The following is a 19919-nucleotide window of genomic DNA, read 5'->3' on the forward strand; positions in this document are numbered from 1 at the left end:
GGGGGCTGCTAACGGGAGACAATCGGGGTTTACAAAGGGCACACCATAGTAAAGACTTCGTTCAAAGCGTCGTAACTGGTCATAGTACCGGGATAGGCTAACGGGCAAGGGTTGCCCCACGATCGCACTGAGGATATGAGGTAGGGGCTGGGGCTGCTGCTGGTTACGGGCAAGCGCCTGTTGGATTTGTGCCCGATTGGCATAGCCTGTATGGAGGGCTTGGTAGCAGAAGGGGGTGAGGGGATATTCCCCGTTGGTGGGGATGGATGTGTCGTGGCGGGAGAGCGGGAAGGCGGGTTGGGTTGCGGCTTGCTTACGCTGGATTAACCGCCAAACATAGGCCAGGTTTAATTCACTGAGTTGTCCGGTATATTCCCCGATTTGGCTAACTTGTCGGTACTGGCTTGCCTGGAGTTGGGTGAGGAAGTAGCGGTAAAAGGTCGCCACCTCCGCATCATCCACCTGGAGTAGGTGTTGGGCAGCATCACTGGTCAAAATTTGTTCGGGCACCCGTTGATAGGCGAGTTGGGCAGTGCGCCAGAGTTTAGCCAAATGGGTTTGACGATCGGACGCGCGGGTGAGGTGGGCGAGGGCGGGTTCGAGGACCTGGTGTTGCCATTGTTCAATCTGCTGGCGACGATCGGGCGGCGACTGGTTGGCCCCCACCGTCAAATGGCGAACCAACTGCGTGCCCCGCGTCTGAATCATCTCGTGACTAGCCTGGATCGGGACTCCCAAAATGGCATAGTAGTCCGGGCAGCCAAGTTGAAAGAATCCCCGCCTATTTGCTCGTGGCATAGCCCCCCTGAATTGTGCTGTATCTGTATATGATGCAACCGTCTATTTCAGTTGTATTGCAGCCAGGGTGGTTTTGACATCTATCCTGCGATGCGTTAGGGGGGCATCCCTCTCCAGGCCCTCACCCCGGCACAGCTTAGGACTAAAATGCTCCGCATCTTCCGCAGGGGGATTGGTTACAAACCTTAAAAATTAAGGCTCAAAACGTCCCACTTAGCGACTGGGGGCAATCCCACTCACCTGAAGAACTTTGGTAAAGGTGTCACAGTAGGGGGCCAGACCAAACGTGACGGGATTGATCGGATCTTGGTAAGTAAAGTGGCGATATTGCAGACAGAAGCGATCCCAGTCAGCCATCTGGACCCGGAAGATTGTAATAAAAACCTTGGCCAACCAGAGGGTCAGCGGTATCCGGAAATAGATCCGACGGTTTAAGTACTGACAGGTTGCCGCGATCGCCTGGTTCACCGTGATGGCGGCATTTCCCAACACCACCGTCCGGGGCGGCGTGAAGCCCGCCGGGGGATCAACTAGGTAGGCCACCACCTGGGCAATATCCTGGGCGTGGATGTAGTGAAAGCTGGCATCGGCTTGGAAAAACCGAATCAGATCAATCCAGCGGACGACCTCCGGAATCCCCGACGATAGGTGGGAGTAGGGCTTGTCGGGGCCACCTCCCAGAACCAGGGTGGGAAACAGGGTCACAATCCGATCGGCGATCGCGGTTTCAGATAACCGTTGGTAACAAGCATACTTAGTACGGATATAGTCAGTCCCCAGGGTGCCCGCAGCCGCCAGGGGTTGGTTGTCCCGCCCCAGGATACTGGCCGTGGAGAAGTAAAGCACCCGCTGACAGGTGGCGGGGTCAAGCCGATGCAGTAGGGCAAGGGTTTGGTCAACGTTGATAGTGGTGGTGGTTTTCGGGTCACCCCAGGCCGTGGCCGCGAGGATGGCCGTATCCACGGTTTTGAGCAGATCCCCATATTGCTCGATCTGTTCGAGACCGCCTTGGAGGAGGGTGATGCCGGGACGCGATTGAAGATTGAATTGCAGCTTAGCAGGGTTACGGACGAGGAGGTAGAGGTCGTGATCGGTGGTCTGGATGAGGCGATCGGTGAAGTAGTGGCCGATACACCCACTGGCCCCGGTAATAAAAATGCGTTTACGGCCCATTCCTGTGTCGTGGCTCCTCGGCAACAGATCTTTCCTAATCTTGCCAGAGGTTTGGCCTGGGAGCGGAGTCCGTCCACCCTACCGTGAGGGCAACTACCTTCGCCGCCCCTCTCTGAGGGCGAGAGACTTAAAACTTGGGTTTCGTCCTTAACTCCCCCGCGCCCCTGTTGGGAGCGTTGGGGGTGCGGGCAATGGCCTCCCCTCTTTTACGCCGCGCTTGTCCCCCAGATCCAGCCAGTACGGGCAGGCAGGGTGAGGTGGAGGGTTGCCCCCTGGCGATCGCAGTGTCCGGATGCCTGGGGGCGGGTGGTGAGCCAGGGGACGATCGTAGCCCCGGCCAAGGCAACATCTAAGGGCACCTCAAACTGGGCCACCTCGGTGCCAGCGTTAACAGCAACTAAAGCCTGTTCCCCATCCAAGGTGCGGGTGAACACATAAGCCAATCCCACCGTGGCAACCACCTGGTAAGTGCCTCGGCGCAGCACTGGGTGGGCATGACGCAGGGCTATTAGGCGACGATGGAGGGTCAACAGCTCTAAGTCCCAATCCGGTTCGGCAGGAAAACCCCGCCGACAATCCGGGTCCAAGGCCCCCGGCAGGCCGACCTCATCCCCGTAGTACACACTCGGTGCCCCTGGGAAGGTCAACAACAACAGGGTAGCCAGTTCCACACTGGCCCGATCGCCCCCCGCAATCGTCAGCAACCGGGCGGTATCATGGCTAGCCAACAGGTTCAACTGGGTTAGCTGGATCTCCCAAGGATACAGAGCCAACAACGCCTGCATCTTGCCCCCATAGCCCGCCGCATCCAGGGCTGGGTAGGGTGCGTAGGATCGATCTTCCACATGGTGGCGAATAACCCGATCGCCCGCCGTAAACGCGATCGTCGGTGCTGTAAACAAGTAATTCATCACCCCATCGAACTGGGTGCCATCTAACCACTCCCGGGCATCCTCCCAGATCTCACCAACAATATAGGCATTGGGATTAATCGCTTTCACCCGATCGCGAAACTCCTGCCAAAAACCGGGAATTTGAATACAAAAAGGCACATCCAGCCGCCAGCCATCAATGCCTTCGCGAATCCAGTATTCGGCAATTTGCATGATGTATTCCCGAACATCAGGATGGGCATGATTAAATTCTGGTAAGGCGCGATTGCCCACCCAACTTTGGTAATTTGCTGGTTGGGAACCGTCGTAGGCAGACAGCGGCCAGCCCTCAAGCTTGAACCAGTCTACCCAGGGGGAATAGGGACCATTTTCCAAAATGTCATTAAAAAAGAAAAACCCCCGACTGGCATGATTGAACACTCCGTCTAATACCACCTTGAGGCCGCGATCGTGGGCGGCGCTTAACAACGCCCGAAACGCCTCATTTCCCCCTAGCAGGGGATCAACCTGGTAATAGTCGTGAGTATGGTAGCGATGGTTACAGGCGGATTGGAAAATCGGCGTGAAATAGATCGCCGTCACCCCTAGGGATTGTAAATAATCCAGCTTTTCAATCACCCCCCACAAATTGCCCCCCTTATAGCCCTGAAAGGTGGGGGGGGCGTCCCAGGGTTCCAGGGTTAGGTGGCGGGCGATCGCGATCGGGGTTCGCTGACCAATGGCAAAGCGATCAGGGAAAATCTGATAGAAGACTGCATCCTTAACCCACTCTGGTGTCTGAATCATGACCTGCTTCCGTCTCTCCCTTCAACCGACGCCATCCGTTTTATTAAGAAGTGTTACAAAACTGCCGTCATGCTGGCAAGCTGGCTTGACATTCCAGGCTAGGCCAATTACCTTGGCATACATGCCTCGAAAAGACGGCTTAGGAAAATATGCAGGATAAGCACCAGGATAAGCAAAAAGTTACGCTGTACTTCTCCCCGGAACTGCACCAGCAGCTAAAAATCCGGGCTGCTGTCGATGGCGAACCCATGTCAGCCCTTGCAGAACGGGCCATTGCCCTTTTCTTGCGGCATCCAGAAGCTTTCGACACAGTAGAAGCAGTTCAAGGTCAAGTTCACCGTATTTTCGAGTGTCCTGAATGCTCGTCTCGCTTGATTCTGAAGCAGTCAGAGCTAACGGCACTTGGCTCTCAACCCTCTTTTTTGATGGATGAGGACCTAGCGTCAGAGGCGGTGCGTCACCCAGCAGCGGAAGCGGGGTCAGGTCCCCAATCGGCCCAAGCTTTGGTGCCCTGCTAACCGTAGGGTTGGTTGACTTCAGCTTTAGCCAAAACACCCTTCTAATAAGGAATGGCTGCCGACAGGCAGTCTCACTCTCTCCCATTCGGTGAGAGAGAAGGCTTCGATTACCTTTTTCCCATTCTTTTGCAAATTCCCATGCTTTTGCAAAGCTGACCTGTCCTTATGCAGGCACATGCCTTCTCCGTATTGCATGGTTTCTTATTGTACTGCTTTAGCCTTGAAGCTTGTTTTTTGCTAGATTTTGTGTTCGGAGTAAAGCCTTAAGCAATCGTTACTGCTGACACTTTGTCGCTTAAACTGTCTTAACTACTAATACTAAAAGTCTGATTGTTGTTTGGCGCTTAGTGTCTAGTTATCTAATTTTTAGATCATTCTTGATAAGTGCTTAAGCTAAATAGCTAAATCTAAGTCGCACTATTAGATAGATTTAATAGATTAGATAGATTTAACTGGCTTTAACCGACGCGTGTATCTTCATTCTCTTGGATTTTCTGTGATTGTTTTGTTTGTCCTTGACTCTCGCTCGTGAATAAAGTGCTACCCGTAGCGTCACGAGGGTTTATTGTCTCCTCCTACACTCAGGTCGATATCCATGTACGAAGAGCTAAACATCCTAATTCAAGCTCAGTACCCCTTGGTCTACCTCATCACCTCAGAAGAGGAGCGAGCAGAACAGGCGATCGCGGGTCTTGTGCAACAGAAGCCTCCCCGGCGGTTGTATATTTGGACAGTCACCCACGGCATTATTGAATACGGTCAACCCCGCCATACCACACAGCACAATACGGTTTCGCCAGAAGCGGCGATCGAGTGGGTGATTCGGCAACGGGAACCCGGTATCTTCATCTTCAAAGATTTGCATCCCTTCATCGATTCTCCGCCGGTTACACGTTGGTTGCGGGACGCGGTTGCTAACTTCAAGGGCAGCCAGAAAACAATGATTTTGATGTCGCCTTTGCAAACCGTACCCACCGAATTAGAGAAGGAAGTTGTCGTACTCGACTACCCAGTCCCCGATCTCACGGAACTCAATAAAGTCTTGTCTCGTCAACTGGAGCAAACCCGCACCAAGCGGATCAGTACTGATGGTCGTGAGAAACTACTCAAGGCTGCATTAGGGTTGACAGAGGATGAAGCTGAAAAGGTATTCCGCAAAGCCCATGTTACCCGTGGTCGCCTAACCGAAGCTGAAGTTGATATTGTCCTCTCGGAAAAACAGCAGATTACGCGTCGTAATGGCATTCTGGAGTTTATTGAAGAGGCAGAAACCCTGGATAATGTCGGTGGTTCCGATGCCCTCAAAACCTGGCTCCGGCAACGGGCTAATGCCTTTACGGAACGGGCGCGGGAATACGGTCTCCCCCAACCTAAGGGTGTATTGTTACTCGGTGTTCCCGGTTGCGGGAAGTCGCTGATTGCCAAAGCCACGTCCCGCCTGTGGGGATTGCCGCTGCTGCGGTTAGACATGGGCCGGGTGTACGATGGCTCGATGGTCGGACGATCGGAAGCCAACCTCCGGGGCGCACTCCGCACCGCCGAAGCCCTCTCGCCAACTATCCTGTTTATCGACGAACTGGATAAAGCCTTTGCTGGAGGGGCCGGTTCCGCCGACTCCGATGGTGGGACATCCAGCCGGATCTTTGGGTCCTTCCTCACCTGGATGCAGGAAAAAACCTCACCTGTATTTGTAATGGCGACGGCCAACCGGGTGGAGCGGCTACCGGGTGAGTTTCTACGCAAGGGCCGCTTCGATGAAATCTTCTTTGTGGATCTGCCCAACGCCGAAGAGCGCCAGGATATTTTCCGCATTCACCTAGCCAAACGTCGTCGCGATATCACCCGGTTTGACCTCGAACAATTGGCGACGGTATCCGATGGCCTCTCTGGGGCCGAAATTGAACAGGCGATCGTTGCTGCCATGTATGAAGCCTTTGCCGACGATCGCGAATTTACCCAACTCGATATTATTGCCGCGATTAAGGCCACCTGGCCGCTCTCCCGCACCATGAGCGAGCAGGTATCGGCCCTACGCGACTGGGCACGGCAACGTACTCGCCCAGCGGCAATCTCCGACGCGGAATACCAGCGGTTGGAGTTCTAACAGGCTTTCTCTCCTGCCCCCAACGGGAGAGCAAAGGTCAGACCAGTCACCCAGGTAACCTCGGTAAACTGGCTGGCAGTCACACCCAAAACGACTATCCCGCCCATTGGCAGTGGGTAGCGTAACTCAACTCTAAACTCGTCGTTCTCTCTAACGTCCTTACAGGAGGAAATTCCAATGTCTCATTTCAGCACACTGCGCACCAAGATCACCGATGTTGAAATCCTGAAAGATTCGCTCCGGAGTCTTGGGATCTCTGTGAAGACCAACGCAGACGTGCGGGGGTACAACGGCCAACGGGTTCGTGCCGATCTCGTGGCCGTCCTCGATGGTGAATATGATTTAGGGTGGACCCGCAACACGGAAGGAACCTTCGATCTGATTGCTGACCTCTGGGGTGTTGCCAAGAAGCACAATCAGACCGAGCTGATCAATGCGATCAACCAGAAGTATGCCGTGAACAAGACCTTGGCTGAAGTCAAGCGCCCTGGCTTGCAAAATGCCAACGTCAAGCTCGTGCTGCAAAAATAAGCTCTCAGCGCGTTCCCAAGTCAGCGGGTTAGCCAAATCTGGGGTTAACCCGTTTTTTCATGGCTTTACCCGGTTGAGTGGGTACAGCGATCGCGCCCACTCAAACCCACGTGTTGAGTATTGTTAAGGAATCTGGATTAATGCAGCGCTAATGATCCGGGTTGGCGGGGATGGGGTTGCTATTAAGGAACAGGGGGTTTGTTTCCCCATCCCTTACGGCGGGCAGAGAACAAACACCATCAATACCTTCTAAGATGGAGGCGGTACGTTTGTCATTGCGTGTATTCCTTTCCATGCAGACTGAATCGTTTGCTCAGACCTTCCCCCTCTTTAGTACGGTTAGCCCTGAGACGCTGGAATGGTTGCTGGCTCCCGCCACCGAACTAGAGTATCCCAGCGATCGTGCGGTGGTGATGGAAGACGCGTGGGGAAATGCGGTTTACTTTATTATTTCGGGTTGGGTGAAGGTACGGCGACTATCAGGGGATAGCGTGGTAACCTTGGCCGTGCTCGGTCAGGGGGATTTTTTTGGCGAAATGGCCATCCTGGACGAATCGCCCCGTTCCACCGATGTGATTGCCTTATCCCGCGTGAAGTTGATCAGTATTCCGGCCCAACGATTTATTGAGACCCTCTTTAAGGACCCCCATTTGCATCACCGGATGTTGCAGTTGATGGTCCATCGTCTGCGCCAGACGAATATGCGCCTCCAACTTCAGCGACAACCGCCAGCGGTGAAGTTGGCCAATACCCTCATTTCCCTGGGTGAGAGCTATGGGGATTTACGGGAGGATGGGACCGAGTTATTTAGTATTCCTTACCAGGATTTGGCCGATGTGGCAGACATTACCCTGGAGGAAGCCAAGAAAATTATGCAAAAACTTGAAGAGAAGGGTTGGCTCAGGTACGATCCACAACAACAGGTTATTCAATTACTTAACCTACGCAACCTCACCCACTTAGCGGGCCGTTTATCTTGAGAACCCCTCCCAAGAGCCTGCGTGCAGTGGCCATTGCGCCTTGCGAATTGCGCTCGACGAAAAGATAGTTTGTTAGTACCCGTCCTGCAAACAGGGACAGGTATTATTCAGCCTTATGTTTTAACCACGGCATTGTCTTGATCAGGAAGCAAATCGTTCCAGGTTTAGGGTCAGGCTGATGCGTGCGCCAGCGATCGCGGTCGTTTTCCCATGCGGCTTTAAACACCAACATTGCCTGAATTTGGGCATCGATTTGTTCAATTTTGGTTTGCAGGCGTGACTGTGTGTGTCGTCGCGGTTTTAACCGTAGTTCTTAAGGCGGTGCAACCGCTAAGCCATGCTCTGTTGTGCAGCTAGCTCGGCCCACGGCAGGCAGTACCGAGGGCAAGCTCAATGGCTTCAGGGTGGCGACGATCGCTATGGTAAGTACGGGATTCCCACCCTCGGCACGACCAGACTCGATTGAATCCCCTTCTAGGACTGCCTTAAGATAGGAGTACCAGGACGTTGTGTGATGGCAAAACAATGGGATTTTTTGACTCTGAAATCGTACAACAAGAAGCGAAGCAGCTTTTTGAAGACTACCAGTCCCTCATGCAACTGGGGAGTAACTACGGTAAGTTTGACTTAGAAGGCAAGAAGATCTTTATCGATCAGATGGAGTCGATGATGGAGCGCTATCGCATCTTTATGAAGCGGTTTGAACTTTCAGAAGACTTCATGGCCCAAATGACGATCCAACAACTGAAGACCCAACTGGGACAGTTTGGCATGACGCCGCAACAGATGTTTGACCAGATGTATCAAACGTTGGAGCGGATGAAGTCTGAACTCCCCCAATAGGCCGTGGCTTTGGTCTAAAGTGGGTTGGGATGATCGTACCAGCCCGGTGCCCCCCCATGCAAAGTCTGCTGAAGCGTTTACCTGTTCCCTCCCACCTGGTTGGGCTAACGGTGGGGAGTGCCCTGCTCCTGTTTGGGGCAAGTAGTTTACGGCACCTTCTCTTTCAATCTGCTGGCTGGGATTTAGGCATTTTTGATCAGGGGTTGTACCTGCTGAGCCAAGGACAGCCCCCCTATTCGACGCTGCGAGATATCCATCTCCTCGGCGATCATGCGGCGTGGTTGTTGTACCCGATCGCACTGCTGTATCGACTTTATCCCAGTGTTTACTGGCTGCTCGCCATCCAAGCGATTGCCCTGGCGGTGGGCGCCCTCCCAACCTTTGCCCTAGCGCGTCAAGCGCAACTGTCCACCCAACTGGCGATCACCCTAGCCCTGGTTTATCTCCTCTATCCCCTGGTATTTAATGTCAATTTGTTCGACTTTCACCCGGAGGTGATGGCGGTTCCCCTCCTCCTGGCGGCAATTTGGGCCGCACGATCGCGCTCCCCGCTTAGTTTTAGCCTTTGTATCCTGTTAACCCTGGGCTGTAAGGAGGTATTGGGGTTGACGGTGGCGGCAATGGGTCTCTGGTTGTGGGTTTGGGAACGACGCTGGGCGTATGGCCTAGGGGCGATCGGGGTGGGTAGTCTCTGGTTTATCATTGCCACCCAGGTCATCATCCCCGCCTTTAGTGGCTTGCAACCGGCAGGTGTGAGCCTCTACGGCTATCTGGGGGATTCTATGCCAGCAGTGATCCTCAATCTGTTTTTAAAACCCCACCTCGTGTTAAGACAAATTTTTTCCTGGGGGACACTGGAATACTTGGGATTGCTGTTTGGGCCGATTTTCTGGGGACTTTCGGCTCCGGCCCTAGTGGCATTGGTGCCCGCCTTGCCGACCCTGGCTCTGAATATCCTGTCCAGTGAACCCCAGCAACGCAATCTGACCCAACATTACTCGCTGCCCCTCCTGCCGTTTTTGCTCCTCGCGGTCATCACTACCTTGCAGGTACAGCCGGTACACGGTGACTGGGGATGGCCCTGGCGGCGATGGCGATTGGCCGTGGGCAATACGAAGCCAACTGTCTGGATTCTGGGCTGGGCGATCGCGGCTTTTTTGATCCTGGCAAAATATGGCTATTTCGGTTCGCTCTACCTGCAATCCTTAGATACCTGGCAGGCCAGTCGTGCGGCGATCGCTCACATTACGACAGCAGATCCAGTCCTCACAACCTCTAATTTTGCCCCCCACCTGACCCACCGGCTCCTGATTCGGCAAACCCAGGCCACGGCCCCACCTGCCGATCTGGGGGAGTTTCACTATGGGTTGTTGAATGTTAGGCATCCAGGATGGCTGAGTACACCTGCGTTTGCGCAAGCGCTGGTCGATCGCTGGCAAGCGGACGATCGGTTTACCCTAACCTACGCAGCGGATGGGGTGTATTTATTTGAGCAACGACGGAAACCGTTACGCCCCACGTAAGCCGCTGCTGCGCAGGGGGAGATCACCCAATAGTCTCCAAGCCCCCCACAGCGATCTCCCTTTACCAGTGCTTCAGGGTGACTGGAACTTGGACGATGCCCTAGGCTGCCGATCGTCGCCGCACAAATTGTTTAAGTTCCGGGGCTTGGTCGAAATATTGCAAGAGATTGTGGATAATCGTCGGATCATTGGTGCGCAGACCTAACTCGTGGTCTGGGAAGGCTGCCGTTGCGGCTAGGAAGTGATGGCTACCGACGAGGGCAATCTCCTGATCGCAAACCAGAAACTTTTCATGGGTCCTGATAAGTTTAAGGGTCAGTTGTTCCGGATAGGCTTGTTGCAACTCCCGTAATTTGGGTAAGGCGCTGTAGAGCGGCCCCTCGTTATGGCTGGGTTGAATCCCACGCATCAGGCCCCAACCAATTTCAACCCGTTTCCCGTCCGCCAGCAGGTGCTGCAGTTGGGTAATGATAGCATCATCGATCGGGGCATCTGTCAGGCAGGGGCAGGCCATTGTCAGGCGGCTTTCGACTCGCTCGAACACGGCCATCAGGGCTGTCCGATTGGCATCATAGCCCTTGAGCAAGGTGTAATCTGCCCGGTGTTGTAAGGCTCCCAGGGCTTGTTCAATACGCTCCAGATGTTGGGAGATCGCCGCTTCAATCTTGCGATCGGTGGTGTAGCCATGAAAGTCCTGCATAATCTCCAGGCTACGTTGGAAGCTGTCTAACATGAGGATGCAATCGTCCTGGCGGGACTGCACTTCACCCACACAGTCTTCTAGGGCAATCAGTCGGCGGAGGGTGCTGTAGTAAGAATCGGTGAGGGAGGTAATGGCTTTATGGGTTGTGTTTTGCTCGGTGAGGGCGGTGTGAAGCGTGAGGTGATCGTGTTCGACGCGATCGAGGCGATCGCGGGTGGTTGCAAGCGTGCTGGCAAAGGCAGCATAGCGATTTTCTAGCTGCTCCACCGTTTGGATGAGGCGTCGCTGTTGCCGTAGACTTAACCAGAACAGACAACTCAGGGCAACGACCAGGTAGAGCCACTGCTGGGTCAGAAGCACGAGACCAAGCCCAACCCCTAATAGAACAAGGCTGGCTGTCTCTAGGTTCTCTAACAGCACCTTATTCACTTTGTGAAGGCTTTTGTCGATGACTAGATGCAGCATGGTCTTTACCTGGGGCATTCTTTCTGACCGATTTCCCTACTTTTAGCTTTCCATAAGGATCTGAGCGATCGTGCGAGATCACGGTAACTTCATCTAAAATTGACTGGAGCTTTAAAAAATCACGGGCAATGCGTCCTTACCCTAACCCGATTGGCCTAGGGGATGGGGGGTCAGAGGCGGCACTGCCGTGTGCAACTGTTGAATGTCAACTACGTGGATCTACACAGGTAGACTGGGGGATTACGCATGGGAATTTTGTCCAGTCCGGGTTCTGGCTGAGGGACTAGCGGTAGGCGGTCGAACTTGCGGCAGCGCAGGGCCGCGTCGCGATCGTTCTCACCCCATTCGCATGATGTGTCAAGAATCCCTGTGCGTTCACGCCAGGGAGTATGTCAACCCACCCAACATCAACGATTGGTTGTTGTCTCTTGGTTGCCGGCCTTGAGGCCACTAGCGGCGGCATCCCCATACTTAATCAGCAACACCATCGCCAGTGTGATCGCTACAATCACGACTATACTTAAAGCGGAACCAAACCCCCAGTTACGGGTGGGTCCGAGAAATTGGTTATAGATCAAACGGGCCACGGTCATACTGGATGCGCCACCCAGCAGTTCTGGGTTAATGAAATCGCCCAGACTAGCAATAAACACGAGCAACGAGCCGGCCAAAAGCCCTGGCATGGTTTGGGGAATGGTGATACGCCAGAAGGTTTGTTGACGATTAGCCCCTAGATCGTAAGCGGCTTCTAGCAAGCGACGATCGAGCTTTTCCAATGACGCATAGAGGATCAGCACCATATAGGGCAAAAAGCTATAGGTCATGCCAATCAGAACCGCCGCACTTTGGTTAAGGAGATAAATGCTGGGTAAGCCAATACTTTCCAGAACGGAATTCAGCACCCCCGTGCGGCGCAGGATGGTAATCCAGGCATAGGAGCGTAGCAGCGAGGACGTCCACAAGGGTAAAATAAACGCCAATAACAATAGATTCCGCCACTGTTTGGGAGCGGTTTGGGCCAGCCAATAGGCCACGGGAAATCCCAACAGTAAGCACAATCCCGTTGTCCCTAAGGCTAAAAACAGCGATCGGGCAATGACGTGCAAATAAACTGGCTGCAAAATCCGCTCATAGTTGGTCAGGGGCCAGAGAACGGGATTCACCACCTCACCCGGTCGAATCCCTGGGACTAGACTTAACTGGAAAATGACCAACGTGGGCAACACCAACAATAAGCCCAACCACACCCCCGCTGGAGCCAGCATCAACAGGGGAGCCAACCATTTAGGGTAGCCAGAAGTTACCTGAGACCGATCGCGAGAGGAAGCAGCCATAACAAGATACGAACCTTATACCATGAGTTGAATTTTGAATTTTCCACCTTAAAGCTCTAGTGTTGAATTTTAGATTTTGAATTTTGAATTGTTAACTCTTCCCCCTAGCCACTCGTGAGTCGAGTCCAGTAATTATCAAACAACTCATTCGTCTGCGGGTCGAGAGGGGCAATCCGTTCGCAGCGTTCGAGGACCTCTGGGGGGGGAAACAGGGCCTCATTTTCCCGCAGTTCATCCGAAAGGTTTTCAAAGGCGACGCGATTGGGGGTGGCAAAATTCAGGCGTTCACTAACCCGGGCCGCTGCTGAGGGCTGTAGGGTATAGTTTATCCAAGCATAGGCCCCAGCCACATTAGGCGCAGTCCGGGGGATGACGATCGCATCTGTCCACAAGGATGCGCCACTTTTGGGAATCACATAGTGCAAACGCTCATCTTCAGACATGGCGGTAATCCCGTCTACGGAATAGGCCATCGATACGAGCAAGTCCCCCGCGAGAATTTGCTCTCGCCAAGCATCGGTTGTGAAACTGGCGATCGCGGGTTTGAGGGTTTGCAACGCCCGGAAGGCTGCGTTGATCTGTTGTGGATCGGTCGCATTGTAGGAGTAGCCCAGGGATTTCAGGGTTGCCCCCATTACCTCCCGCACATCTGAGAGCAGGGTAATCCGTTGTCGCAGGCGCTCCTGCTGATCCCAGAGATACTGCCAATCTTCCACAGGTTCAGTTAATCGTTCCGTATTATAGACTAGCCCAGTAGTTCCCCAGCTAATAGGTACACTATGGCGATTGCCGGGATCATAGCTGGGATCTTGGAAGTCCTCCATCAGATTATCCAGGCCCTCCAAACGATTGTGATCCAGTTCTTGCAACAGATTAAGTTCCACCATCTGTTGCACCATGTAATCCGAGGGATAAATAATACTGTAATTATTCCCGCCCCCGGCCAACATCCGCGCCAACATCGTCTCATTCGACTCGTAAATAGCCACTTGCACCGTAATGCCAGTTTGGGCCGTAAACGCTTCGACCGATTCTTCGTCGATATAGTCACTCCAGGTATAGATTAAAAGCTCATCCGTTGACGTGGTTGGGGCAGATTGACTGCCCACATTACCCAGCGTCCAGCCACAACCCGCCAGAGTTAAACCAGAGAGTAAAGCGGTCTGTCGCAAAAAACGGCGGCGGGAGAGACGACGCGCACGGGGAGGGTGATGCATGGGGAAGTTCTCAGACATGGAGGGCTAAACAATCCTGCTCGGACCAGTAGGCGTAGAGGGTCGTGCCCCGTTGCGGGATTGTTCCCAGGGTATTGGGTTGCAGAACCGTGAGGCGATCGCCGGAGTTGAGATCGACCACATAATGAATATGGGTTCCCAAGTACATCGTGTGACTTAACTTGCCCTGGAAACAGTTGCCTCGTTCTTCGGGTGGCGTCAGGCTCAGGCGAATATTTTCCGGTCGAATGCTGATAACTACCCGATCGGGGCGTGCACCATGATTCCCCTCCAGTTGCTGCACTAGCACCTTCAGGCCACTCTGGGTTAACACCCGCAACTTGGTCGCCTCCACCGCGTCTACCCGTCCCTGTAGGAGGTTGGTATCTCCAATAAAGTCCGCCACAAAGGGCGTCGCGGGTTGCTCATAAATTTCACTCGGCGTCCCAACTTGCTCCACCTGTCCCCCCCTCATCACGGCAATGCGATCGGACAGGGACAACGCCTCCTCCTGATCGTGGGTCACCATAATAAAGGTCACCCCCAATTGCTGGTGTAGGTTGGCCAGTTCCACCTGCATCTCTTTGCGCAATTTCAAGTCCAGCGCCCCCAAAGGTTCATCCAGCAAGATCACCGTGGGCTGATTGACCAGCGCCCGGGCCAGGGCAACCCGCTGCTGCTGCCCCCCCGACAGTTGGGCTGGATAACGTTGGCTAAAGCCATCCATCTTGACTAGCTTGAGGGCATCCTGTACCCGCTGCTGGACCTGCGATCGCTTAATGCCCTTAATTTGTAAGCCAAACGCCACATTATGCCAAACCGTCATATGGTTAAACAGGGCGTAGCTCTGGAACACGGTATTCACAGGCCGCCGGTAGGGCGGCACTTGCAGCATGGACATCCCCTGAATCCGGACTTCCCCCGCCGACGGTTCCTCAAAGCCAGCCACTAGGCGCAGCGTTGTCGTTTTGCCACAGCCCGAAGGCCCCAAAATGCTGAAAAATTCCCCCGGTTGAATTGTGAGGTTGAGGTTGCGAACCGCTGGCTCTCCCTCGTAGAGTTTGAAGACATCCCGCAGTTCAACCGCAGGTGCGATCGTCTCGGTCCGTTGGCGCTGATGTTTGGCAGCAGATTGAGACATGATAAGCAACCCCTGGCCCCTATAACATAAGCAACTCGAGCGGCAGTTCAGGAGGCGCACCGGTGGAACAACGATGACCCCATCCTGCTCTCGCCTACCTCAAACCTTGGTTGGAACTCATTGTATCTGGGGAATTCTCTGGCAGTCACCTAATTAGTGCCGGAATTTCCCGAAAGGGCAACGATTGGGGGGCCAGTTGGCTAGCATTCTGGTTATGACTTTTTGTAAACTGGAAGCCAAGTTTCTTTACCCTGCCCAGTATCCCCTATGGTTTTGATCCTCTCTTCACCCACAACGGCTCCCCCACCGACCACACGCACCGTGGGCAAGACCTTTCGTGCCTTGTGGTTGATGGTGTTGGTTTCGCTGCTGTTAGTGGGGGGGATTGGCAGTCGGCTGGTTTATTTGCAACTGGTGCAGGGTAAGCGGAACCACCAACTGGCTGAGAACAACCGGATTCGCCTGATCCCGAAACAGCCGGAGCGGGGCCAAATTCTTGATCGTAATGGCAAGCTGTTGGCGGGGAATCGGGTTTCCCACTCGGTTTTTATCTGGCCCATTGCGCAAAAGCAGGCGGAGTGGCCTGCCACCCTGGCCCGTCTGTCCCAAATCTTGAATATTCCTGCTAGCGAAATTCAAAAGCGTCTGGAACAGGCCGGTTATAGTTCTCCCTACCTGGTACGAATCGCGCGGGGGATTGGGCCAGCCCAGGTGACCGCGATCGAAGAATTGCGCCACGAACTGCCCGGGGTGGAAGTAGATGCCGAAACAGTCCGCTACTATCCCAATGGCAACCTCGGTGCCCATGTCTTGGGCTATACCGGGGAAATGAACGAAGAGGAACTGGAGGCCCGTCGCCATTTAGGCTATCGTCTCGGCGATGTGATTGGCCAGATGGGGGTAGAAGCTGCCTTTGAACAACAATTGCGGGGCGAATGGGGCGGCCAACAGGTGGAGGTGGACGGGACAGGCCAGATTGTCCGTATCCTGGGTGAGAAACCGACGAAAGCGGGGCAGACAGTCCAGCTCACCCTAGACCTGGAGTTACAGAAGGCGGCGGAGACCATCCTCGGCAATACGCAGGGGGCGATCGTGGCGATCGATCCCAATAACGGTGGGGTGCTGGCAATGGTGAGTCGTCCGGCCTTTGATCCCAATATTTTTTCGACTCGGATTTCCCCGGCAACTTGGGAACAGTTGCAAAGTGCGGATCATCCCTTCGTCAACCGTGCTCTGCAAGCCTTTCCCCCGGCCAGCACCTTCAAAATCGTCACGACAACAGCGGCCCTAGAGTCGGGGAAATATAGCCCCTACGATGTCTTGCCGACCTATCCCTATGTCCAGGTTGGGGGTATCCAGTTTTGGGATTGGAACCGGTCTGGCTTTGGCCCCTTGGGCTTCACAGGGGCGATGGCCTGGAGTAGTGACACGTTCTTCTACCAGGTGGCCATGCGTATTGGTGGCGAGGAACTTATTTCCTGGACCCGTCGCTACGGCTTTGGCCAAAAAACGGGTATTGAGCTAGCAGGGCAGGAGTCAGCCGGGTTAGTGCCCGATGATGCCTGGAAGCGGAAGTATATCGGTGAAGGGTGGTTTGTGGGTGACACGATTAATATGTCGATCGGGCAGGGCTTTTTGCTGGCCAGCCCCCTCCAGGTCGCGGTCATGTTTGCCGTCCCGGCCAATGGGGGCTATCGGGTTCAGCCCCACCTCCTTAAGGACAATGAATCGGCCCGGAGTTGGCGCGAGTCCCTAAACCTCAAACCCAGTACGCTTTCAATTCTGCGGGAGGGGTTGATCCAGGTGGTCAGTAGTGGGACAGGCACCGCCCTCAATTCCACGAGTATTCCCTTCAATGCGGGCAAAACGGGAACGGCGGAAGATCCTCCCCGGCTTTCCCATGCCTGGTATGGGGGATATGCCCCGGCTGATAAACCGGAAATTATTGTGGTAGCTTTTGCCGAAAACTCCGGTGGGGGCGGCGGTAAGGTGACGGCCCCAATGGTGCGCCAAATGTTTGAAGCCTATTTCAGTCGCAAATCCCAGCCAAGCCCCCAACCCTAAAGGAGTGGTGCAAGCTTGACGGATTGATACGTTTAACTTTGAGCCATTTGCCCTCGCCCCTCGCCCAGGGCGGGAGAGGGGCGTAAAGCGGTCAATTCTTGTGGGATAGCCCGCTGGGCTGGCTTGCTCATGATGCTTGTCTGATGGGCTTGGCGGGGGTGGCAGGCGGGACGCCTACCCCACAACCATTAGCTAATAATTGCTCGTTTGTGGGATAACCCGCTGGGCTGGCTTGCTAACAAAAGCTATCTTAACTAACAAAAGCTATCTTACCGCCGTTCCCTCTCTAATGAAGTACGGTCAAGCCTTGCGAACCAGGGGCTTAAGTCCCTGGTCTGTACCTCACCAGGCCTGGAAGTGCTGTAACGAATAAACTAATAAAATCAGGCTTTCATGGTAGCCAACGAGGGTTAAACCCGGCGATCGGTAAGGCTTCCGGTCGGAGTTGCGAAGCGGGGTCTGCGGTCGCCAGAATGACAGGATCGAGGGGTAGGAACCACAGGCGACTATCGGCGATCGGGCGGCCATCTTGTCCCCTGGGGGCCTCTGCTAACCTTGGATCGGCTGCGTCCACGGCCAGGGTTTGATCAAACAGGAGGGCCAGACCATCGGGAGCCAGACTCATTTGTATCCCTTGCTGTTCCGGAAGCAGGACCAGGGGGAATAGCTCATCGGTTTGCAGATCGATCGCGGCTAAAAAGGGTTGTTCCCGATAGCCTTCGGCTTCCACCAGTTCACCCAGCAAGCAGTACAGCCACCGTTGGGCGGGGTCAAACTGGGCTGCGTGGATCGATCCCTTGAAACGCAGCAATTCTTTCTGGTCGCCACGATTGTTGATCAGGTATAGCGAGCGCGTGAAGTCGGTATTGAACTTGAGCATGGCTGCCGTTGAACCGTCCCGCGTAAAACTAAGGGCCTGACTAAACTGGGGCAAAAACTCTAGCAACTTTTGATCGCCTGCGGCAGCCTCGGCTGGGTCATCGGGATTCAGCGGTAGGAGGGCCATCCCTTGCCCCTGGGCAACGGCGATCGCCTGACTATCGGGTGTGATCAGGAAGTCGCCCCCCGGTTCACTGTCAAGGCGTTGGGGTTCCCGGCCCGGCTGCACAACCCACAGGCCAAAGTCCGCTGGGTTGGTCTTATTCACCCGTCGCACTACGATCGCACTGCCATCATTCGCCAGGTCAAATTGGAGGTTTTGGAACCCATCGGCATTCAGGACTGGCTCAATCTCACCCGCTGCAATCGAGGGTGGGCGGCGCTGGCCCGGGGGCTCTGGGACAATCCCCGTGGTGACCGTATAGAGGTGCTGCTCCCAACGGCCTTGACGGAGGGCCGATCGCTCAATCGCACTAAACACAATGCGATCGCCCTGGGGATAGGGCCGAAAGTCCAAGACAACCCACTCAGCCGGGGTGAGTACCTGGGTTTGCTGTTGCGTTAGGTTATTGAGCACCAGCCGTCCCGCATTTTCCCCCGTTGCACCAATATAGGCAAAGGCGCGATCGCGGCTCCTAAACTGCCCGACAAAGGGTTGCATCGGCGGCGATTCGGTAGCAGCGACGCCGATTTTTTCCCGTGCATTGGCCAATTTGAGTTGGAATTCAGTCCCATAGGGGGGGGGGAAGTTGAGGGTATAGGCCATGCGCCGCCCTGCCCAACTGACCCTTCCCGGTAGCGGTGGCTCGATCACCAGGTTCTCCTCCACACTGGTGGTGTCCATTGGACGGGTAAAGGTAAGGATAAAGGCGGTATCGTCTACGCCAATTTGGCGATCCTGCCAGGTAAATTCACGCACCCTAGGGGCGACTTGCTCTCCCTGCCATAGTAATAGGGCAATCAGGCAACTCAGCACCAGCATCAGACTAATGGCAGCGCGATCGAGGGGTTGCCAGGTGAATTTTGCAGACATGGGCGCGTCAACCATCTGTTAGCGATGGCCACAGGGAACTATTGCCCAGGATAGCGAGAGATCGCCCCCAACGGCTGCAAAACCTGAGTGGCAAAGTCGCTACACTGGGGGGCAGGATAGGACTCTGGGGGGCACCACGGACTATGCTCCAACTTAAACGCTGGCAATGGGTAGTTCTCGCTGCCCCGATCGCCGCGATCGTCCTCTTTGTCTTAACAGCGGCAGGCCAACAAATTCACCAATGGGGTTTGAATTGGATTTGGGGCGTGTTCATCCTCGTATTAGTCGGCTGGCGTTGGCTATTGGTGCATTGGACACGGACACAACTAACCGCAATGCCCCCTGGATTGCCCCCCCTGCCGACCATGACCGTCACGGCTGATGACACAGCCACACCCAGTCCTGAAGCGGCCCAGCAAGCCGAGCAGGCGATCCAAGCAATCCTCGAGGCAACGCGCCAAGATCGCCCCCTGTGGGAGGATTGGCCCACCTTTTGGCGGCGGTGCCAGGACGTGCTTACCGCCGTTGCCCACGTCTACCACCCCACGGTGAAGTATCCCCTGCTAAATATCTATGTTCCTGATGCCTACCAATTGCTGCGGGGAACGGTAGAGGATCTCGATCGCTGGATGCAACCACTGCAACCGATTTTGCAGCAGGTGACCGTGGGGCAGGCATACCAAGCCTATGAAATGTATCAGCAGTTGGAACCCTCGGCCCGAAAAGTGTTGCAGGTGTGGAACTGGTCCCAATGGTTGTTCAACCCGGTGGCAGCGGCGGCCCGCCAGTTCAGCCAAAAGTCGAGCGATCAGGCAACCCAGCAATTAGTCGTGAACTTGGGGCAGATGCTCCGGCAAGCGGCCCTCCGCAACCTTGGGCGGCAAGCGATCGCCCTCTACAGCCGTACCCCCCTGACCGAACCAACCGCCACCTTGCC

General features: G+C 54.8%; 15 protein-coding genes and 2 pseudogenes. 9 read left to right on the forward strand and 8 right to left on the reverse strand.

The window, feature by feature from the left end:
- The 3 genes and pseudogenes from ACWIUF_RS06445 to ACWIUF_RS06455 form a co-directional block, all read right to left on the reverse strand.
- Positions 1–798, reverse strand: a pseudogene (locus ACWIUF_RS06445) (hypothetical protein); the annotation flags it as partial.
- A gap of 213 nt (positions 799–1011) precedes the next feature.
- Complete coding sequence (locus ACWIUF_RS06450) at positions 1012–1971, reverse strand: NAD-dependent epimerase/dehydratase family protein (RefSeq protein ID WP_448571467.1); 960 nt, start codon at positions 1969–1971, stop codon at positions 1012–1014.
- Positions 1972–2177: 206 nt separating this feature from the next.
- A complete protein-coding gene (locus tag ACWIUF_RS06455; RefSeq protein WP_448571468.1) occupies positions 2178–3650 on the reverse strand; it encodes a glycoside hydrolase family 13 protein in 1473 nt (490 codons plus the stop codon).
- Between the two features lie 149 nt (positions 3651–3799).
- On the opposite strand from ACWIUF_RS06455, the gene ACWIUF_RS06460 reads away from it, so the two are divergent.
- From ACWIUF_RS06460 to ACWIUF_RS06490, 7 genes are all read left to right on the forward strand, one after another.
- Positions 3800–4168: a hypothetical protein gene (locus tag ACWIUF_RS06460; RefSeq protein ID WP_448571469.1), complete on the forward strand. Its 369-nt coding sequence runs from the start codon at positions 3800–3802 to the stop codon at positions 4166–4168.
- 595 nt (positions 4169–4763) lie between these two features.
- Positions 4764–6272 (forward strand): stress-responsive protein Ycf46, encoded by a 1509-nt coding sequence (gene ycf46 / locus ACWIUF_RS06465; protein WP_448571470.1) that lies wholly within the window; start codon positions 4764–4766, stop codon positions 6270–6272.
- Positions 6273–6449: 177 nt separating this feature from the next.
- The gene (locus ACWIUF_RS06470) at positions 6450–6803 is read left to right on the forward strand and encodes a DUF1257 domain-containing protein (protein ID WP_448571471.1); all 354 of its coding nucleotides are present in this window, start codon (positions 6450–6452) and stop codon (positions 6801–6803) included.
- Positions 6804–7096: 293 nt separating this feature from the next.
- Positions 7097–7783, forward strand: a complete 687-nt coding sequence (locus ACWIUF_RS06475; protein ID WP_448571472.1) for a Crp/Fnr family transcriptional regulator — start codon at positions 7097–7099, stop codon at positions 7781–7783.
- Between the two features lie 337 nt (positions 7784–8120).
- Positions 8121–8249 carry a hypothetical protein gene (locus ACWIUF_RS06480; protein ID WP_448571473.1) on the forward strand — a complete coding sequence of 43 codons (129 nt, stop codon included), beginning with the start codon at positions 8121–8123 and terminating at the stop codon, positions 8247–8249.
- A 59-nt stretch (positions 8250–8308) separates the two neighbouring features.
- Positions 8309–8626: a DUF1825 family protein gene (locus tag ACWIUF_RS06485; protein WP_448571474.1), complete on the forward strand. Its 318-nt coding sequence runs from the start codon at positions 8309–8311 to the stop codon at positions 8624–8626.
- Between the two features lie 56 nt (positions 8627–8682).
- Entirely contained in the window at positions 8683–10149 is a 1467-nt protein-coding gene (locus tag ACWIUF_RS06490; protein WP_448571475.1) for a DUF2079 domain-containing protein, read from the forward strand.
- A 100-nt stretch (positions 10150–10249) separates the two neighbouring features.
- Here the strand turns inward: ACWIUF_RS06490 and ACWIUF_RS06495 are convergent, their stop codons facing one another.
- The 4 genes from ACWIUF_RS06495 to ACWIUF_RS06510 form a co-directional block, all read right to left on the reverse strand.
- Positions 10250–11317, reverse strand: coding sequence for a hypothetical protein (locus tag ACWIUF_RS06495; RefSeq protein WP_448571476.1), 1068 nt, complete (start codon positions 11315–11317; stop codon positions 10250–10252).
- A 407-nt stretch (positions 11318–11724) separates the two neighbouring features.
- Complete coding sequence (locus ACWIUF_RS06500; RefSeq protein WP_448571477.1) at positions 11725–12651, reverse strand: ABC transporter permease; 927 nt, start codon at positions 12649–12651, stop codon at positions 11725–11727.
- Between the two features lie 104 nt (positions 12652–12755).
- On the reverse strand, positions 12756–13886 hold the full coding sequence (locus tag ACWIUF_RS06505) for an ABC transporter substrate-binding protein (RefSeq protein WP_448571478.1): 1131 nt from the start codon (positions 13884–13886) through the stop codon (positions 12756–12758).
- Positions 13879–15006: an ABC transporter ATP-binding protein gene (locus tag ACWIUF_RS06510; RefSeq protein ID WP_448571479.1), complete on the reverse strand. Its 1128-nt coding sequence runs from the start codon at positions 15004–15006 to the stop codon at positions 13879–13881. The genes ACWIUF_RS06505 and ACWIUF_RS06510 overlap by 8 nt, the downstream gene beginning before the upstream one ends.
- Positions 15007–15273: 267 nt before the next feature.
- Between ACWIUF_RS06510 and mrdA the strand changes: the two genes are divergently transcribed.
- Complete coding sequence (gene mrdA, locus ACWIUF_RS06515; RefSeq protein WP_448571480.1) at positions 15274–17070, forward strand: penicillin-binding protein 2; 1797 nt, start codon at positions 15274–15276, stop codon at positions 17068–17070.
- Positions 17071–17461: 391 nt separating this feature from the next.
- Here the strand turns inward: mrdA and ACWIUF_RS06520 are convergent, their stop codons facing one another.
- Entirely contained in the window at positions 17462–18982 is a 1521-nt protein-coding gene (locus tag ACWIUF_RS06520) for a hypothetical protein (RefSeq protein ID WP_448571481.1), read from the reverse strand.
- A 143-nt stretch (positions 18983–19125) separates the two neighbouring features.
- Here ACWIUF_RS06520 and ACWIUF_RS06525 point away from each other — a divergent pair.
- Positions 19126–19919, forward strand: a pseudogene (locus ACWIUF_RS06525) (GTPase); the annotation flags it as partial.

The sequence above is a fragment of the Trichothermofontia sp. genome (assembly GCF_053493415.1).